At 70.8% G+C, this 17,439-nt stretch carries 12 protein-coding genes; 6 read left to right on the top strand and 6 right to left on the bottom strand.

Annotated elements, in window-relative coordinates:
* Nucleotides 1-172 precede the first annotated feature (172 nt).
* From KBX71_RS32060 to KBX71_RS32050, 3 genes are read left to right on the top strand one after another with little or no spacing between them, the layout of a single operon-like run.
* Nucleotides 173-1,591, top strand: coding sequence for an O-antigen ligase (locus KBX71_RS32060; RefSeq protein WP_210821464.1), 1,419 nt, complete (start codon nt 173-175; stop codon nt 1,589-1,591).
* Nucleotides 1,588-2,544, top strand: a complete 957-nt coding sequence (locus KBX71_RS32055; RefSeq protein ID WP_210821463.1) for a glycosyltransferase — start codon at nt 1,588-1,590, stop codon at nt 2,542-2,544. The genes KBX71_RS32060 and KBX71_RS32055 overlap by 4 nt, the downstream gene beginning before the upstream one ends.
* 10 nt (nt 2,545-2,554) lie before the next feature.
* Nucleotides 2,555-3,919: a polysaccharide biosynthesis C-terminal domain-containing protein gene (locus tag KBX71_RS32050; RefSeq protein WP_210821462.1), complete on the top strand. Its 1,365-nt coding sequence runs from the start codon at nt 2,555-2,557 to the stop codon at nt 3,917-3,919.
* A 44-nt stretch (nt 3,920-3,963) separates the two neighbouring features.
* Here the strand turns inward: KBX71_RS32050 and hutH are convergent, their stop codons facing one another.
* The 6 genes from hutH to KBX71_RS32020 form a co-directional block, all read right to left on the bottom strand.
* On the bottom strand, nt 3,964-5,502 hold the full coding sequence (gene hutH / locus KBX71_RS32045) for a histidine ammonia-lyase (RefSeq protein WP_210821461.1): 1,539 nt from the start codon (nt 5,500-5,502) through the stop codon (nt 3,964-3,966).
* Nucleotides 5,499-6,683 carry an imidazolonepropionase gene (gene hutI, locus KBX71_RS32040; RefSeq protein ID WP_210821460.1) on the bottom strand — a complete coding sequence of 395 codons (1,185 nt, stop codon included), beginning with the start codon at nt 6,681-6,683 and terminating at the stop codon, nt 5,499-5,501. Before hutI ends, hutH begins: the two co-directional genes overlap by 4 nt.
* Entirely contained in the window at nt 6,680-8,041 is a 1,362-nt protein-coding gene (locus KBX71_RS32035) for a formimidoylglutamate deiminase (RefSeq protein WP_210821459.1), read from the bottom strand. The genes hutI and KBX71_RS32035 overlap by 4 nt, the downstream gene beginning before the upstream one ends.
* A gap of 244 nt (nt 8,042-8,285) precedes the next feature.
* Entirely contained in the window at nt 8,286-9,488 is a 1,203-nt protein-coding gene (locus tag KBX71_RS32030) for an allantoate amidohydrolase (protein ID WP_210821458.1), read from the bottom strand.
* Nucleotides 9,485-11,143, bottom strand: coding sequence for a urocanate hydratase (gene hutU / locus KBX71_RS32025; protein WP_210821457.1), 1,659 nt, complete (start codon nt 11,141-11,143; stop codon nt 9,485-9,487). The genes KBX71_RS32030 and hutU overlap by 4 nt, the downstream gene beginning before the upstream one ends.
* Nucleotides 11,144-11,160: 17 nt before the next feature.
* Complete coding sequence (locus tag KBX71_RS32020) at nt 11,161-12,012, bottom strand: MurR/RpiR family transcriptional regulator (RefSeq protein WP_124820611.1); 852 nt, start codon at nt 12,010-12,012, stop codon at nt 11,161-11,163.
* Between the two features lie 148 nt (nt 12,013-12,160).
* Between KBX71_RS32020 and KBX71_RS32015 the strand changes: the two genes are divergently transcribed.
* From KBX71_RS32015 to KBX71_RS32005, 3 genes are all read left to right on the top strand, one after another.
* On the top strand, nt 12,161-14,137 hold the full coding sequence (locus KBX71_RS32015) for a trypsin-like peptidase domain-containing protein (RefSeq protein ID WP_210821456.1): 1,977 nt from the start codon (nt 12,161-12,163) through the stop codon (nt 14,135-14,137).
* Between the two features lie 535 nt (nt 14,138-14,672).
* Complete coding sequence (locus KBX71_RS32010) at nt 14,673-15,593, top strand: glycosyltransferase (protein ID WP_210821455.1); 921 nt, start codon at nt 14,673-14,675, stop codon at nt 15,591-15,593.
* A gap of 236 nt (nt 15,594-15,829) precedes the next feature.
* Nucleotides 15,830-17,287: a sugar transferase gene (locus tag KBX71_RS32005; protein WP_210821478.1), complete on the top strand. Its 1,458-nt coding sequence runs from the start codon at nt 15,830-15,832 to the stop codon at nt 17,285-17,287.
* Nucleotides 17,288-17,439 lie beyond the last annotated feature (152 nt).

The following is a 17,439-nucleotide window of genomic DNA, read 5'->3' as shown; positions in this document are numbered from 1 at the left end:
CAGAACGGTCGGCCACTGTCGCGCGACCGCCCGCGCAGGGTGGGCGAAAGAGGGGAAGTCGACCCGGTGTCCGGAGGGTCAACGGGCGGGTCCGGCGCCGACCGAGGCGGCCTCTATCGGTTATGACGCTCGCGTATAGTGCCCCGAGGGATAGCGCTGAGAGGATCATGAAATGGACATAATGCCTCGAAAGGCGGCGACGGCCCCGACCGAGGGCAGTGGCCGGCGACTCGGGCGTTATCCGTGGGCCGCTGCCCAAATCATGGCCGCGCTCGCCATGGCAGTTATCGGCGTGAAGTCATTCTTCGACATTTTCGGCGAGAAGGTCGCGGCGGACACCGTGGACGCCGGAATGATCGTGACGGTGATTGGCGCTCTCCTCATGGTCGGTTCTTTCGTCGCCCTGATCATCGCGATGAAGCGATTTCCGACCACATTGGCGCCCTCGATCCTCGCGGTGCTGATTATCGGCCTGTTCTCGGTCATCGGCCTCCTGGCGATATCTGCACGGGAGGACTTCGTCCAGGTCTTCGCCACGGCCGACGTGCGCGAGATCTTCGGGCCACACGTCGCGCCGAAGAGTGGGGTCATCACGCAAGGCGCCCAACTCGCGGTCGGGTTCGCGCCGATCGCGTTGTTGGCGGTCATGTTCTTCAAGCCGGACTGGTTCCCCCTCGATCGGCTGCGGTGGGTGCTCCTGCTCGTGATTCTCGGTGCCGTCGCGCACTCGGTCATCGCCTGGCTGCAGGTCGTCGGCGTCGTTCCGTACACCTACTTCTTCAACCTCATGAGCGGCAAGGTCGGGCGTGCGTCGGGAGGCTACTTCCATCCCGCCTCGCTCGGTCGGCTCCTGCTCTTCGCGGTTTTCATCCTCTACGCCGCTGGTAACCGGCTACGGCTCAGCGCGCTGGCCCGGTACGGCATCGTCGCATTCCTGGCCGCGACCGCGGTCGTCAGTACGCACCGGATCACCATCCTCTGTGTGGCGTTGGTGATCGTCGCGTTCGAGTTGCGCCGCCTCCCCGAACTCCTCCGGCAGATCTCCGACCTGCCGTTCCGCACGGCCGTCTGGGGGGCCGCCGTCCTCGTCGTTCTGATGGTCCTGGCGGCGATCCGCTGGGGAGCCTATCTGTGGGATCGTGCGCTATTCCTGCTCACGCAGGTCGGTTCGCTCAATCCCACAAACGACGAGTTCCTGCACGGTCGCGGTCAGATCTGGTTCCGTGTGGTGGATGTGTGGCAGGACGCGCCGTGGGACGTCTGGCTCATCGGACTCGGCTACGAACCGTGGAACACCCACGCCGACCCGTTGCGGATATTCGTGGTGTGGGGATTGCTCGGGCTCGCCCTGATGGCGATTATCTTCATCAACCTCTGGCGCGTGACGAAACGGGCCATCGCGGTCGAAGCCCGATGGATGCTCACGATCCTCTACGTTCTGACGATCATCTCCGCCCTGACGCAGAAGCCAACCTCATACTCGTACTTCATGTGGTTGTTCTTCCTTTCCCTCCTGCTTCTGGTCAGGTTCTTCCCCGTTCCGAGCGCGCCGGTCGGTGTGCCCAACGATGCTAGTGGTGATCCCAGATGAGTGCCCCCCTATTCATTTCGTGGAAGCGTTATCAGCGTCGTTCCGACGTGCTTGCGGAGGCGTTGGGCGCGGAGGTGGCCTGGCGGCCGTCCAAGGCGACACCGAAGATCCTCCGGCCCTTCGACTACGTGGCCCACACGAGGAACGACCTCAAGCTGATCCGCTCGCGTCGGCCAGCGTTCGTGGTCGCGCAGGCGCAGCCGCACCTGTCCGCACTGGCGCCCTACCTCGGCCGTGTTCCGTACATCGTCGACGCGCACAACGGGCAGTTCCAGTCGTGGTGGCGCCGGGTACCCAGCACCGCCTCGATCCTGCGTGGCGCGCAGCTGGTCCTGACCCACACCGCGGAGGCCGATGCCATCGCCCGCGCGGAGTTCCCGGGCCTGCGCACGCTCGTCGTGCACGACCCACTTCGGGAGATCCCACCGGCACCGCCACGGGGCTGGGTGTTCGTCGTGGCCACCGTCGCCCCGGACGAGCCGATGGACGTCCTCATCGACGCCATCGAGGCCATGCCAGACGTCCCCTTCGCGACCACCGCACCACTGCACCGGTTGCCACCGCCGCTGCGTGAGCGCGCGGAGCGACTGCCCAACCTCACCACCCTGGGCTTCCTCGACCTCCCCGACTACGAGGCGGCTGTCGCCGCCGCGCGCGCGGTCGTCGTACTGACCGACCGGGACGCCACCCAGCCCAGTGGCGCCTGTGAGGCCCTGAGCGCGGGTCGGCCGCTGGTCCTGTCCCGCACCCAGACGACCGAGGCCCTGTTCGGAAGCTTCGCCACGCTCGTCGCCAACCAGAGCGACGCCCTGGTCGAGGGTGTCCGGCGGGCCATCGCCGAGGACCCGGCCGCGGCCGGGCGGATCGCGACGGCCCGCGAGGCGTGGATGCGGCGGACGGATGCCGAGTTGGAGACGTTGCGATCGCACGTGCCGGCCAGAGCGACAGCGTGACTGTCGAACGATGACCGGAGTCCAGGTGCAGGCCGATACGGCGACCGCCGGCCGGTCCGGCAGCGGTATGGCCCGCCGCCTTCGTCAGCTGGGACTGCTCGGGGTCAGCCAGGCCGGCGTCACCGTGCTCGCGTTCCTCACCCAGGTGCTGCTTGCCCGTAGCCTGCCCAAGGCCGACTTCGGCGCCTTCATGGCGGTCATCTCCCTGGTGACGCTGGCCGGGCCGCTGGCCATCTTCGGGGTCGCCGAGTTCTGGCTGCAACGGTTCGGGCGCGAGGGCGAACGGGCGTTCCGTTGGGTACGCCCGTCCATCGCGTTGGTCGTCGTCACGTCCGGTGTGCTGGTCGCCGCGCTCGTCGTCTGGGGGTTGCTCGACCGGCACGACCCCCACGGCGGCGACCTGCGGATCGGGCTCGCCCCGATCATCCTGTCGCTCGTCGCCATGGCGCTGTCCGGGTCCGCTCTCCAACTGCAGGGCGCCTACGGGCGGCTCGCGGCGCTGCAACTGGCACCGCAGGTTGGTCGGCTCCTCGTGGCCGTCCTGACTCTGGCCTTCGGGTTGTCGGCGCTCATGGTGGTGCTGGGGTACGCGCTCGTGGCAGCTGTCACGGTTGCCATGAGTGTCCTGGTGATCGCGCCGTTCTGGTACGGGCGAGCGACGCTGGAGGGTCACCCGCCGGTGCTCCGTCGGTCGACGCGGCCACCCCGGGCGCGCCATCTCGTCGCCGCGACGTGGTTGTTCCTGCTGGGCAGCCTGTTCTACCAGCTCGGCATGCAGCTGGGCGTCGTCGTCTCGGCGGAGTTCCTGAGCGCGGAGTCCGCCGCGGTGCTCGCCGTGCCCATGACGCTGCTGACCGCGATCTACCTTCTGCCGCGCATCGTCTACCAGCAGTACTTCCTGGCGAAACTGCACCGCTGGTCCCGCTCCAACCGCAGCGCGGTCCTGATCGCGTACCGTGCCGGCACGGTCGGGATGATCAGTCTCGGGCTGCTCCTCGGCGCCGTCGTCGCGGTTGTCGGCCGTTACGCCATTCCGCTGATCTTCGGCGCGGAGTACCGGACGTCCGTTCCGGTGATGGCCATCCTCGCGCTGGCGATCCCCCTGCGCTTCGGTTCGGCCAGCGTCGAGTCGCTCCTGATGAGCGGCGGCCTGGTGCGGCAGAAGGTGCTGTACCAGGGGCTGGGCTCGCTCGCCTACCTGGCCGGGCTGGCCATCGCGATCCCACTGTTCGGCGTGGCTGGCGCCGCATGGGCGACGGTGCTGTCCGAGGCGATCATCCTCGTCCTCTTCTGGTCCCGAGCGAAGCGTGACGTCGTCGCGGGCGCCGACCTCCCCTCCTGGGCGGAGATCCGCCGGATGGTCCTCAAGAGCTAGGGCCGTCCGGCGGCCCCGACGCCGTGCGCCGGGGCCGCCGATGGTCAGGCCAGCGGCCCGATCTCGCGTTCGATTGCGGTGCGCAGGTCACTGTCGGACACCGTACGGCGGGCCGCCTCCATCACCGGGGCGAGGAACACGTCCGGGCCCGGCTCGCCGGCTGCCGCGCCGAGCGCGGCGACGGCCGCCCGGCCGGCCGGGGACGGCTCCAGCGGGGCCCGCAGTTGCAGGCCGCGTACGCCGGCCAGCAGCTCCACCGCGAGCAGGCTGGTCAGGTTGTCCAGCACCGTGAGCAGCTTCTTGGTTGCCGCCCAGCCCATCGAGACGTGGTCCTCCTGCATGCCGCTGGTGGGCAACGAGTCCACCGAGGCGGGGGCGGCCAGCCGACGGTTCTCGGCGACGATCCCGGCCGCCGTGTACTGGGCGATCATCAGCCCGGAGTTGACCCCGGCGTCGGGGGAGAGAAACGCCGGCAACTCCCGGGAGCGGGTGACGTCGAGCAGTCGGTCCACCCGCCGCTCGGCGATCGCGCCCACCTCGGCGGCGGCGATGGCGAGGAAGTCCGCGGCGAAGCCGAGCGGCGCGCCGTGGAAGTTGCCTGTCGACTCGACCCGGCCGTCCGGCAGCACCACCGGGTTGTCCACCACGGACACCAGCTCCCGGGCCGCAACCGTGCGGACGAAGTCCAGGGTGTCGCGGGCCGCGCCGGCCACCTGCGGCGCGCAGCGCATCGAGTACGCGTCCTGCACGGCGTGCGCCAGGTCGTCGCGGTGTGAGTCCATCACCCGGGAGTCCTGCAACAACCGGTGGATGTTCGCCGCCGACGCCGCCTGACCGGGGTGCGGCCGGATCGCGTGCAGCTCGGGCAGGAACGGCCGCTCCGAGCCGAGCATCGCCTCGATGGCCAGCGCTGCCGTCACGTCGGCCATGGCGAACAGGTGCTCCGCGTCGTGGATGGCCAGCAGCAGCATGCCGAGCATGCCGTCGGTGCCGTTGATCAGCGCCAGCCCCTCCTTGGCGGCCAGCTCGATCGGCTTGAGCCCGGCGGCGGTCAGCGCGTCGGACGCGTCCTGCCGCTCACCGGCCGGGCCGAGCACCCAGCCCTCGCCGAGCAGCACCAGCGCGCAGTGCGCCAGCGGCGCCAGGTCGCCGGAGGCGCCCAGCGAGCCGTGCTCGGGCACCCACGGGGTGATGTCGTGGTTGAGCAGGTCGACCAGGGCCTCCGCGACCAGCGGCCGGACCCCGGAGCGGCCCAGGGCGAGGGATCGGACCCGCAGCAGCATCATGGCGCGGACCACCTCGCGCGGCATCGGGGCGCCCACCCCGGCGCCGTGCGAACGGATCAGCGCGTGTTGCAGCTCGGCCCGTCGCTCCGGGGCGATGAAGGTGTTGGCCAACGCGCCGAACCCGGTGGAGACCCCGTAGACGGGACGGCCGGACGATTCGATGCCGTCCACGATGGCCCGGCTGGTCGCCATCGCGTCGATGGTGGCCGGGGCGAGGACGACAGTGGCGGTGCCGCGGGCCACCGCGAGAACGTCGCCGGCGGTGATCCCGGTGGGCTGGATGGTCACGTTCGTCATTGCGGTACTCCGTTGCGTATTACCTGGCGGATCAGGGGGACACCGGGCCGGTAGGCCAGGTGCAGGTGCGACGGCGCGTCCAGGACCACGAGGTCGGCCCGCGCGCCGGGGGTGAGGACACCGATGTCGTCGCGGCGCAGCGCCCGCGCGCCACCGGCGGTGGCGGCCCAGACCGCCTCCGCCGGGGTCATCCGCATCTCGCGGACCGCGAGGGCCACGCAGAACGGCATCGACGAGGTGTACGACGAACCGGGGTTGCAGTCCGTCGCCAGCGCCACTGTGACACCGGCGTCGAGCAGCCGGCGGGCGTCCGGGTACGGCGAGCGGGTGGAGAACTCAGCGCCGGGCAGCAGGGTCGCCACCGTGCGGGTGCCCGACCCGTCGCTGTGGGCCGTGTCGGCCAGCGCGGCCACGTCGGCGTCGCTCAGGTGGGTGCAGTGGTCGACGCTTGCCGCGTCCAGCTCCACGCCCAGCTGCACCCCGGGGCCGGGGCCGAGCTGGTTGGCGTGCAACCGAACGCCCAGCCCGGCGGCCTGACCGCAGGCGAGGATGGCGCGGGCGTGGTCCACGTCGAAGGCGCCCCGCTCGCAGAACACGTCGATCCACTTCGCGTACGGAGCGGCGGCGGCCAGCATCGGCCCGCAGACCAACCCGACGTAGTCGTCGGGGCGGTCGGCGTACTCGGCGGGCACCACGTGCGCGCCCAGGAAGGTGGTCTCGGTGCTGCTCTCGGCGGCGATCCGCAGTGAGCGGGCCTCGTCGGCGACGGTCAGGCCGTACCCACTCTTGATCTCCATGGTCGTGGTGCCCTGGCGCAGCGCCTCCCCGCGCAGCCGGCGCACGGTGACCCGCAGCTCCTCGTCGGTCGCGGCCCGGGTGGCGCCGACAGTGGTCCGGATGCCGCCGCCGGTGTAGGGCTGACCGGCCATCCGGGCGGCGAACTCGACGGCCCGGTCCCCGGCGAAGACCAGGTGGGCGTGGCTGTCCACGAAACCGGGCAGCACGGCGGCCCCGCCGGTGTCGACGTGATGGTCGGCGGCCGGCGCGTACGCGGACGGCCCGACCCAGACCACCCGGCCCTCCTCGATGAGCACGGCTGCGTTGCGGCGGATGCCGAGCGGGCCCTCGCCGACACCGTTGGTGACCAGCTCCCCGATGTTGTCGACCAGCAGACTGCTCATGAGGGGATCACCGCCTCGATCGCGGACGACAGCTCGGCCGGCACGTCGACGGTCAGGTGACGGCCCTCGGCCACCACCACCCGGCCGTCCACCACTACCTGCTCGACGTCCGCCGCGCCCGCCGCGAAGAACGCGCCCACCGGCGGCACCCCGGCGGTGCGGGCGCTGTCCAGGCGTACGGTCACCAGGTCGGCGCGAGCGCCCACCGCGATCCTGCCGGCGTCGGCCCAACCCAGCGCGGCGTGCCCGGTGACGCTGGCCGCGTTGAGCAGGTCGAGCGGCGCGAAGTGGCCGCGCCGGCGGGTACGCAGCCGCTCGTCCAGCTCCACCGCCCGAGCCTCCTCGAACAGGTCGATCACGGCGTGGCTGTCGCTGCCGAGGCTCAACCGGATGCCTGCGTCGGCCATCAGCCGGGCCGGCGCGATGCCGTCGGCGAGGTCCCGCTCGGTGGTCGGGCAGAGGCACACACCGGTCCGGCTGTCGGCGAGCACTGTCAGGTCCGCGCTGGTGGGGTGGGTGGCGTGCACGGCGGTGGTGTCCGGCCCGAGCACGCCGTGCTCGGCGAGCAGCGCGGTGGGCGAGCGCCCGTGCACGGCCCGGCACTCGTCGTTCTCGGCGGGCTGCTCGGAGAGGTGCACGTGCAGCGGCGCCTGCCGCTCCCGCGCCCAGTCGGCGACAGTGCGCAACTGGTCGGCCGGGACGGCCCGCACCGAGTGCACTGCCGCGCCGACCCGGGCGTGCGAGTCCGTCGGCTGGAACGCCGCCGCCCGCTCGGCCCAGCGGCCCGCGTCAGCGTCGCCGAAGCGGCGCTGTGGCCCGGCGAGGGCCCGACCGTCCACGCTGGAGGTCAGGTAGGCGGTGTCCAGCACTGTGAGTCGGACCCCGGCGTGCGCGGCGGCCTCCACCAGCGCGGCGCCCATCGCGTTCGGGTCGTCGTACGCGCCGCCGTCCGGCCTGTGGTGCAGGTAGTGGAACTCGCCCACACCTGTGATCCCGGCGAGCGCCATCTCGGCGTAGACGGCCCGGGCCAGCGCGAGGTAGGTGTCCGGGTCCAGCCGGTCCGCGACGGCGTACATCTGATCCCGCCACGTCCAGAAGTCACCCCGCCCGCCGTGGGTACGCCCGCGCAGCGCCCGGTGGAAGGCGTGCGAGTGCGTGTTCGCGAGGCCGGGCAGGGTCAGGCCGGGCAGCGGCACCGCGTCGGCGTACACCTCGACCCCAGCGGGTGGCCGGCTGCCGGGGGTCAGTGGCGTCACCGCCGTGATCCGTCCGTCCTCGACCTCGATCAGCACGTCGGGGGTGGGTTCGGCGTGCTCGGGCAGCCAGGCGTACTCGGCGACCCAGCGGGTGGCGGTCATGCTCCTCGCCTCCTTTGGAGCCTTTGGAGCTGAATCGTCTGCGACATCAGCGGCCCAGGTGACACCGGCGGTCGTGATGACATCGGCGGTCGGGGCGACGCCGAGAGTTGGGGCGCTCCGGCTGATTCGTTTACGACATCAGCTCCAAAGGACGCGGGCACGAGGTGTCGACCCCCGCGCCGGAGCCCTCGCACCCGCGGACGTCGCAGATCCGGGCCAGCCGGCGACCGGCTCGCCACCTCGTTCACCGGCATGTCAGCTCCTCCAGCATCCGGGCCAGCGCTCGCACGCCGGCCGCGCAGTCGTCGTCGGTGGCGGCCTCGGCGGGGGAGTGCGAGACGCCTGTCGGGTTGCGCACGAAGAGCATCGCGGTGGGCAGGTGCGCGGCGAGCACCCCGGCGTCGTGCCCCGCGCCGGTGGGCAGCACCGGAGCGTCGAGCAGCGTCGCCAGTCGGTTGGCCAGCCCGCCGTCGAAGGCGACCACCGGAGTGGCCGACTCCTCGGTGACGGTCACCGTCGTACCGTCGCGGCGGGCCCGCTCGGCGAGCTTGCCGCGCACCGCGTCGACCAGCCCGGTCAGCGTCTCCGGATCGGCGGCCCGCGCGTCCAGCCAACCGGTCACCTTCGACGGGATCGCGTTCGTGGCGTTGGGCTCGACGGCGACCCGGCCCACTGTGGCGTGCGCGCCGCGCAGCCGGGCCTCCTTGTTGGCCGCCAGCACCGTGAACGCGTAGGTCAGCATCGGGTCGCGCCGGTCGGCCATCCGGGTGGTGCCCGCGTGGTTGCCCTCGCCGACGACGTCGAAGCGCCACCGGCCGTGCGGCCAGATCGCGCTGGCCACCGCGACCGGCGCGTCCGTGTCGACGAGCGCGCGGCCCTGCTCGACGTGCAACTCCACGAAGGCGCCGAACCGACCCAGCAACTCCGGGCGGGCGCCCGCCGGCCGGTCACCGAGCGCCTCGGCGAAGCTCACCCCGGCCGCGTCGCGTAGGCCGGCCGCACGCTCGGCCGACAGCGCCCCGGTGAGCAGCCGCGACCCCAGACACGGTACGCCGAAGCGAGCCCCCTCCTCCTCGACGAAGGCACCCAGCACCAGTGGCCGGCCCGGGGTGACACCGGCGGCGCGCAGCTCGTCCACGGCGAGGAACGCGCTCACGATGCCGAGCGGCCCGTCGTACGCCCCGCCGTGCGGCACCGAGTCGAAGTGACTGCCGGTGAGCACCGCGTCGGACGCCTCCGGGTCGCCCCAGTGGGCGAAGAGGTTGCCGTTGCCGTCCTCGGTGACCGGCAGGGCACGGCGCTCGGCCTGCGCGCGGAACCAGGCGCGCAGCTCCCGCTCCGGCTCGGTCAACGCGTACCGCAGGTAGCCGCCGCTGTCGGCGTCCCGCCCGACCGGCGTGATCTCGTCCCACAGCGCCCGGAACCGGGCGGAAAGGTCGTCGCTCATGCGGGTGCCCCCTCCGTCATGGGCACCCGGACGCCGGTGCGGTCGGCTACCTCGCGGGCGCTCTCGTAGCCGGCGTCGACGTGCCGGATGACGCCCATCGCCGGGTCGTTGGTGAGCACCCGCTCGATCTTCTGCCCGGCGAGTGCGGTGCCGTCGGCCACGCACACCTGCCCGGCGTGGATCGACCTGCCGATGCCCACCCCTCCGCCGTGGTGGATGGACACCCAGGATGCCCCGCTGGCCGTGTTGACCAGAGCGTTGAGCAGCGGCCAGTCGGCGATGGCGTCGGAGCCGTCGGCCATCCCCTCGGTCTCCCGGTACGGGCTCGCGACACTGCCGGTGTCCAGGTGGTCCCGGCCGATCACCACCGGGGCGGAGAGTTCGCCGGAGGCGACCATGTCGTTGAACCGCACGCCCGCCCTGTCCCGTTCGCCCTGGCCGAGCCAGCAGATCCGGGCCGGCAGACCCTGGAAGGCGACCCGCTCACCGGCCAGCTTGATCCAACGGGCCAGCGACTCGTTCTCCGGGAACAGGTCGAGGATGGCCCGGTCGGTGGCTGCGATGTCGGCCGGGTCGCCGGAGAGCGCCGCCCACCGGAACGGGCCCCTACCCTCACAGAACAACGGCCGGATGTACGCGGGCACGAACCCCGGGAAGTCGAAGGCGCGCTGGTATCCGCCGAGCTGCGCCTCACCCCGGATCGAGTTGCCGTAGTCGAACACCTCTGCGCCGGCGTCGAGGAAGCCGACCATCGCCTCCACGTGCTTCGCCATCGACGCGCGGGCCCGGTCGGTGAACTCGGCCGGCTTCGCGGTGGCGTAGTCCCGGGCCTCGGCCAGCTCAACCCCCACCGGCAGGTACGCGAGTGGGTCGTGCGCGCTGGTCTGGTCGGTCACGATGTCGATCTCGACGCCTCGGTTCAGCAGTTCCGGGAAGACCTCGGCGGCGTTGCCGACCACGCCCACGCTCAGCGCCCGGCGATCCCGCTTGGCCGCGCGGACCCGAGCGATCGCGTCGTCCAGGGAGTCGGCGACCTCATCCAGGTAGCGGTCGCGCACCCGGCGGTCGAGCCGGCTGCGGTCCACGTCGACGATCAGGCAGACGCCGCCGTTCATGGTGACCGCGAGTGGCTGCGCGCCGCCCATTCCGCCGCAGCCGGCGGTGAGGGTCAGCGTGCCGGCGAGGGAGCCGTCGAACCGTTTGGCGGCCACCGCGGAGAACGTCTCGTAGGTGCCCTGGAGGATGCCCTGCGTGCCGATGTAGATCCACGAACCGGCCGTCATCTGCCCGTACATGGTCAGGCCGAGCTGTTCGAGGCGGCGGAACTCCGGCCACGTCGCCCAGTCACCGACCAGGTTCGAGTTGGCCAGCAGCACCCGGGGCGCCCACTCGTGGGTGCGCATCACCCCGACCGGGCGGCCCGACTGCACCAGCATCGTCTCGTCCTCGCGCAGGTCGGTCAGTGTGCGGACCAACGCGTGGTACGACGGCCAGTCCCGCGCCGCCTTGCCGGTGCCGCCGTAGACCACCAGGTCGTCGGGGCGTTCGGCCACCTCGGGGTCGAGGTTATTCATCAACATCCGCAGGGCGCCCTCCTGCTGCCACCCGCGGGTGGTGAGCTGGCTGCCCCGTGCGGCACGAATGGGCTGGGTCATCTCTGGTTCTCCTCCGGTCAACCGAGGAACAACTGTCGGCGGGCCGCGGAGGCTTCGAACGCCTCCAGTCGGCGCTGGGTGTCGGCCGGCGCGGCATCGCAGATCGCCTGCAACAGCACCATGGCCAGGGTCATCGGGGCGGTGTGCAGGTCGAAGACGAGCTGCGCGCCGACGGCGGCGGCGAGCACCACGTGGGCATGTTCGGTGGCCGGGCTGACCGGCGAGTCGGTGATCGCCACCACTGTCAACCCGGCGTCGCGGGCGTCGCGCAGCGCGTCAAGGGTTTCCCGGGGGTAGCGGGGCAGCACGAAGGCGAGAACGGCCGACGCCCCGGCCTCGGCGGCCTGCTCCAAACGGTCGGTGAGCAGGCTGCCGCCGTCGTCGAGGACCCGTACGTCCGGGTGCACCTTGGCGGCGAAGTAGGCGAAGTACGCGGCCAGCGGCGCGGCGGCGCGCAGGCCGAGCACCGGCAGTGGGCGACTCTCGGCGAGTATTCGCCCGGTCTCGGCGATCCGGTCCCGGTCGGCGAGCTGACCGGCCAGTCGGTCCAGGTTGCCCATTTCGGCGCGTACCGCCTGCTGGAGTTCGTTGCCGGCGTCCGTCGATCCGCCCGGCGTCGCGGTGGTCAGGTCGCGCAGACGGCGGCGCAGCGCCGGGTAGCCGTCGTGGCCGAGCGCGACGGCGAACCGGGTGACCGACGGTTGGCTGACCCCGGCCAGCTCGGCGACCTCGGCGGCGGACAGGTAGGCCACGGTGGGGGCGTGCTGCACCAGACAGTGCGCGATCCGGCGCTGGGTCGGGGTGAGCCGCACACCGTCGAACAGGTCGAGGACCTGCTCGACCGACGCCCCGACAGCTCCTTCATTCACGCGATGACTCTATGCATGAAAACTTTCAGAGGGCAACAGTTCGCGTCGAGCCACCCGATCCGCGGAGCGGTCGGTTGGTCGACCGGCGGGCGACCAGGCGAGCGTCCCCTCTGTAGGATCCGCACGGCGGTCGAGCAGAGGAGTGCGCATGCAGTCGGTTGGCCCGTACCGGTTCACCCACATGTTGGGCACCTGCCCCGTGGGCAAAGCCTGGGCCGCCATCGATGAGCAGGGCCGGTTCGCGACCGTCGCCGTGCTGAACGCCGTGGCGGCGAACACACCCGGCTGGCGGGAAGCCTTCGCCGGAACTGCCAACGCCATGTCGCAACGGCCGGACGGCCAGGCATTCACGTACGCCGACTTCTACGCCGACGAGCCGTGGGCGGCCTACCCCGCTGAGGCGGGCCCGGGTGCCGAGAAGCTGTTCCGCGCGCTGGGTCAGGAATATCACCCGGTGCCGACCGAGCAGGCTGGCTCGCCGAAGCAGGGCGACTCCCCGGAGCCGGTCAGCGGGGTGCCGCGTCAGCCGTCCGGGCCTCCACAGTCGGTGTCCGGCCCGCCGCATCCGGTCTCCGCGCCGCCACAGCCCGTCTCCGGTGCGCCACAGCCCGTTTCTGGTGCGCCACAGCCAACCTCCGGAGCGCCGATCGCGCCATGGGCGTTGCATTCCGGCGCGCTGCCCACCGTGCCGCCCGCCCCGATGCCGCCGCCCGCCGACGACGCACCCCAGTCACCCGCACCGGTGTCCGCCGCTCCGGCGGATCCAGCGCCGTACGATCCGTTCCGCGCCCCGGTCCGGCGGATCAAGCCGTCGGAGCCGCCGCCGCGGCGTACCGGGCTCTGGGTAGGGCTCGCCGCGGTTGTGCTGGTGGTGGCCGTGGCGAGCGGCGTGGGCATCTGGGCGATCGCCGGCAACGAGCAGCCCGATCCGTACGTTCCGCCGACCGGCGCCTCCACCACGGGGTCCTCCACCGCCGCTCCGATCGAGCCGGCGTTGAAGCCGTGGGCGCAGGCCCCCCTGTACAGCCCGGAGGAGAAGGCCCTCGCTGTCGCCGCGCCGTCGCTGGTCTTCGTCGAAGCCGTCTTCACCGGGTACGTCCGGGACGCCAGGACGAACGCCCTGGTGCACCCCCAGCCCGTATCGTTCATCCGTCGGTGCAGTGGTTTCCTGCTGACTCCGGACGGCCACGCCGTCACCAACGGATCCTGCGTCAAGCCCGCCGAGGGGCACGCCCGGTGGCTCGCCGTCGACGCATTGGCCAGGATGCTCGTGCAGGGAAAGCAACTTCCCGCCGCGCAGATCTCCTCGTATATCGCGGCCAACCTTCCGAAGGTTCGCTTCACGGGCGTCGAAGCGGGTACTGAGCCGACGAGTGCGGTCTACGGTCAGCTCAACAGGGCCAAGGGAAACGCGGTGGAGGAGCCGGCCATCAAGGCCGAGGTCGTCCGGAGCCTGCCCGAAGACAGCGGCAACACCGCGCTGATCAAGCTCGCCCGGGGCAACCTGCCCGCGGTGGAGCTCAATCCGTCGGCGAGCCTCGCCGAGGGTTCCCCGGTGCGCATCCTCGCCTACGCGACCTCCGACGTCGTCTTTCGTAACGCCGAGTACCGGCCCCAGTCGACGATGGTGACGATCACCGGAACGAGTCAGCGCGGGCCGATCTCTATCTATCTCGTCAACGAGGACCTCGGGCCCGCCTCGCACGGGGGTGTCGCCCTCGATTCCGCCGGCCGGGTCGCTGGCCTCATCTATCAGGACCAGGCGGCGCCAGATCGCGCCAACCGAGCGATCCTGCCGGCGTCGACGATCAGCGCGCTGCTGGGCGAGGCCGGTGTCGCGTACACGCTCGGCGACACCGACAGGGTTTACCGCAGCGGGCTGGACGCGTACTTCCGCGGTGACTCGTCCAGTGCCATCACCCAGCTCCAGAAGGCGGCAGCCGCGACGCCCGACAACCTGCTCGCGCAGGCATACCGGCAGAACGCCACCGAGCGGCAGCGGTTGGAGGACGCGTCGCGGCAGCAGTCCAGCACCCTCGTACTCGTGTTGGTCGGATGCGCTGGCGTGTTGCTCGTCGCCCTCGTGATCCTCGCCGTGCTGCTCATCCGTCGGCGCGACCGGTGACCATTGGTCACCAATTTCGCGGATCGGACACATCGGAATATAGAACGCTAAGTTTCCCCGTTGGTGATTGCCCTCATTGGTCACTCACCCACAACAAACAATCCGTACCGGGGGAAAGAGTAGATGTTCGGTTGAGCCGATTCACCGGAGGGTGCTACTCGGCTTGCCGGCTTCGACGAAGTGTTCACCCTGTGTCAATCCTGGTGTTGGCCAGCGAATCCGCTTGCTGAGTCAGCGTTTTCGATCGACATCGAGGGCGCCGCCAGGTGATGGTGCCCCGGTGCGGCGATCGCTATACTCCGTCTTGTTGCGCGATGGATCTTCATTGTCGTCGATCGAGGGAACGGTCCTGCGAACGCGTCGCTGAAAATCGCTGCGAATGGTGGCTTTTCATGGGGGTGGCGAAGGTGGGCGTGTTGAATCGTCGTGTCACGTGGACCGACGGAGACGGTCTCTTGGAGGGCCTGGGCAGTTCTGGCGGGCTACGCGGCGGCTTCCGTCCGTGACGAACCACCCCGCATACTCGCCCCCCTCCTTGCGGCATGACTCCGCTGGCAACACCCTCTCGTCCGAACAGGACACCAAGCCGCCGATGATCGACGGGCCGACGGTGCCGGCGATGCCGGCTGTCGACGCCGCGACGCTCCCGACGATGCGTGCGGTGGAGCAGGTGACCCCCGCATTCTCGGTGTGCATCGCCGTCCGGGACCGGCCCGAGCTCCTGGTCAAGTCCATCCGGAGTGTGTTCGCCGGCACTTTCAGCGACTTCGAGCTCATCGTTGTCGATGATGGCTCGGCGGTTGCCGTACGGGACGGGCTGGCCGCCGCGGGCCTGCTCTCCGACCGTCGGATCCGTGTCGTCCGCCAGGACCCGACGGGGATCAGCGCGGCGCGTAACGCCGCCCTGCGCGTCGCCCGCGGCAGAGTGGTCACCGTGCTCGACTCGGACGACGAACTGGCGCCCGACGGCCTGGCCAGGCTGCACGAGTTCCTCGCTCAGACGGGTGCACGTTGGGTCTACACCAACTACGAGGAGATCGTCGGCGATTCGGCGAAGGTGATCAGGCTCCCCTCGTTCCCCGATGCCCGTCGAATGCTCTGGTCGGTGCTGACTCGACCCCGGCTGCCCTTCAAGCACTCCGGCATGACCATCGACCGCCTGTTGCTGCTTGAACTCGGCGGGTACGACGAGCAGATGTCGATCAAGGTGGATGTCGAGCTGGTGCTGCGCGCCCTCAGCAACGGGGTGCACCTGCAACGACTCGACGACCCGATCGTTCGATTCCACCGGCACAGTGGCAGCATCAGCCGGCGACGCATCGCCGGCCTCATCGCCTGGCGCAAGATGATCAAGAGGTACGTCCGCCCACGTGTTCCGGGCCTCGCGCTGTGCATCGTGACGGTGCGTGCGGTGAGTGAGATCGGCAAATGGGCGGTCACCGCCGCCGGTCGGTGATCCACCGTCGGCGAGTCGCAGCGGAGCGGCTGACCAGGCCATAGCAGGAGCACCCGAACCGCCACTAGGCAGGACGCCTTTCCGACGCATAGGGTGCACGTCGCGATCTCCCGACGGGGGCGACATGGGAAAGGAAGGTCGTGTCCGCACATACCGAGTTCCTCGCGGTTGTCACGTCACAGCAGCGGCCGAGTTTCGACCCCGACCTGGGGGTGATCACGCCCCCCTCCAACGGCATGGCCCGGTCGGTGTTCGCACGTCCGGTCGCACCTCGGGCCAACTGGCGGCGCCACTACGTGGCCTGGCTGGTCCTGCTCGACATAGTCGCGGCCCTGGCCGCCAGCCGCACCGTCGTCAGCCTGCTGGCCGACGCCGACGCCGGTTTCTGGGACCAGCGTGTGCTCGGGAACGTCAGCTCCTTCAGCCTCGCGGCCTTTGTCGGCGTCCCGGTGGGCTGGCTGATCATGCTCGTTGCCGCCGGAGCGTACGACCAGCGTGCGCTCGGGTTGGGCACCGAAGAACTCAAGCGGGTCGCCCGGGCCAGCCTCGCGATGGCCGCCGCGGTCTCGTTCCTGGCGCTCGGCTTCAAGAAGGACCTGTCCCGGGCGACGGTCGCAGCCATCATCATCTGCCTGCTGCTCTACACGCTCGTGGTGCGGTTCGCCGCCCGTGTGGTGCTGCGGCGGATCCGGCGTACCGGCCAGGCATCGCAGAAGGTGCTGCTGGTCGGCCGTCTCGCCGATGCGCTCGCGGTGCACGAGGTGGTGACCCGTAACTACGGGGCCGGGCTGCACCCGGTCGCCATCCACCTGCCACACCACCCCCGCCCGGGCGAGCGGGTGAACGCCCCGGTGCCGGTGTACGTGGGCTGGGATCTGGTGCCGCTGGTCCAGCAACTCGGCGCGGACACCATCGCGGTCTGCGGCCCGGCCAGCCTGGAGTCGTACGAGCTTCGCAAGCTCGCCTGGCAGTTGGAGGGCACCGGCCTGAACCTGGTGGTGGTCCCCCAGGTCACCGACGTCACCGGCCCCCGCATCCACGTCCGGCCCATCGAGGGCCTTCCCCTGCTCAATGTGGACGAGCCGACCATCTCCGGTCTCTCGCTGTTGGCCAAGAGCGTCCTGGACCGGGCGACCGCGCTGGTCGGGTTGGTGCTGCTGAGCCCGGTGCTGCTCGCCATCGCCCTGGCCATCAAGTTCAACGACCCCGGGCCGGTGATGTTCCGGCAGACCCGGATCGGCCACGAGGGTCGTGCGTTCAAGGTCTGGAAGTTCCGGACGATGTACACCGACGCCGAGCAGCGGCTGGCAGCCCTGCAGCACCGGAACGAGAGCGACGGCCTGCTCTTCAAGATGAAGGACGACCCTCGGGTCACCCCGATCGGCCGGCACCTGCGGGCGCTCTCACTTGACGAACTGCCCCAGCTGATCAACGTACTGCGCGGGCAGATGTCGCTGGTCGGCCCGCGTCCGCTGCCCACTGAGGACGACGACTACCGCGGTGACGTCCGTCGGCGGCTGCTGGTGCGGCCGGGCATCACCGGCCTGTGGCAGATCTCCGGCCGCTCCGACCTCACCTGGGACGACGCGGTCCGACTGGACCTGCACTACGTGGACAACTGGTCGCTGGTGTACGACCTCGCCATCCTCTGGAAGACGGCCAGCGTGGTGCTGGCCCGGCGCGGGGCGTACTGACCGACCCGATCCACCGGTGGTCCCTGGCAGGGCCACCTACCTACAGCGACGGGCGGCGGACCATCCGTGACTTCTCTCTCCCGGTGTCCCCGCAGAGGTGGTATGAACCTTCCGTGGACGCCACCCAGCTGCGCCGAGCCATCGCCCGTAGC

It is taken from the genome of Micromonospora sp. D93 (genome assembly GCF_018070365.1).
In the GTDB taxonomy this organism is placed as follows: domain Bacteria; phylum Actinomycetota; class Actinomycetes; order Mycobacteriales; family Micromonosporaceae; genus Micromonospora; species Micromonospora ureilytica.
This window is presented reverse-complemented; position numbering and strand designations above follow the sequence as displayed.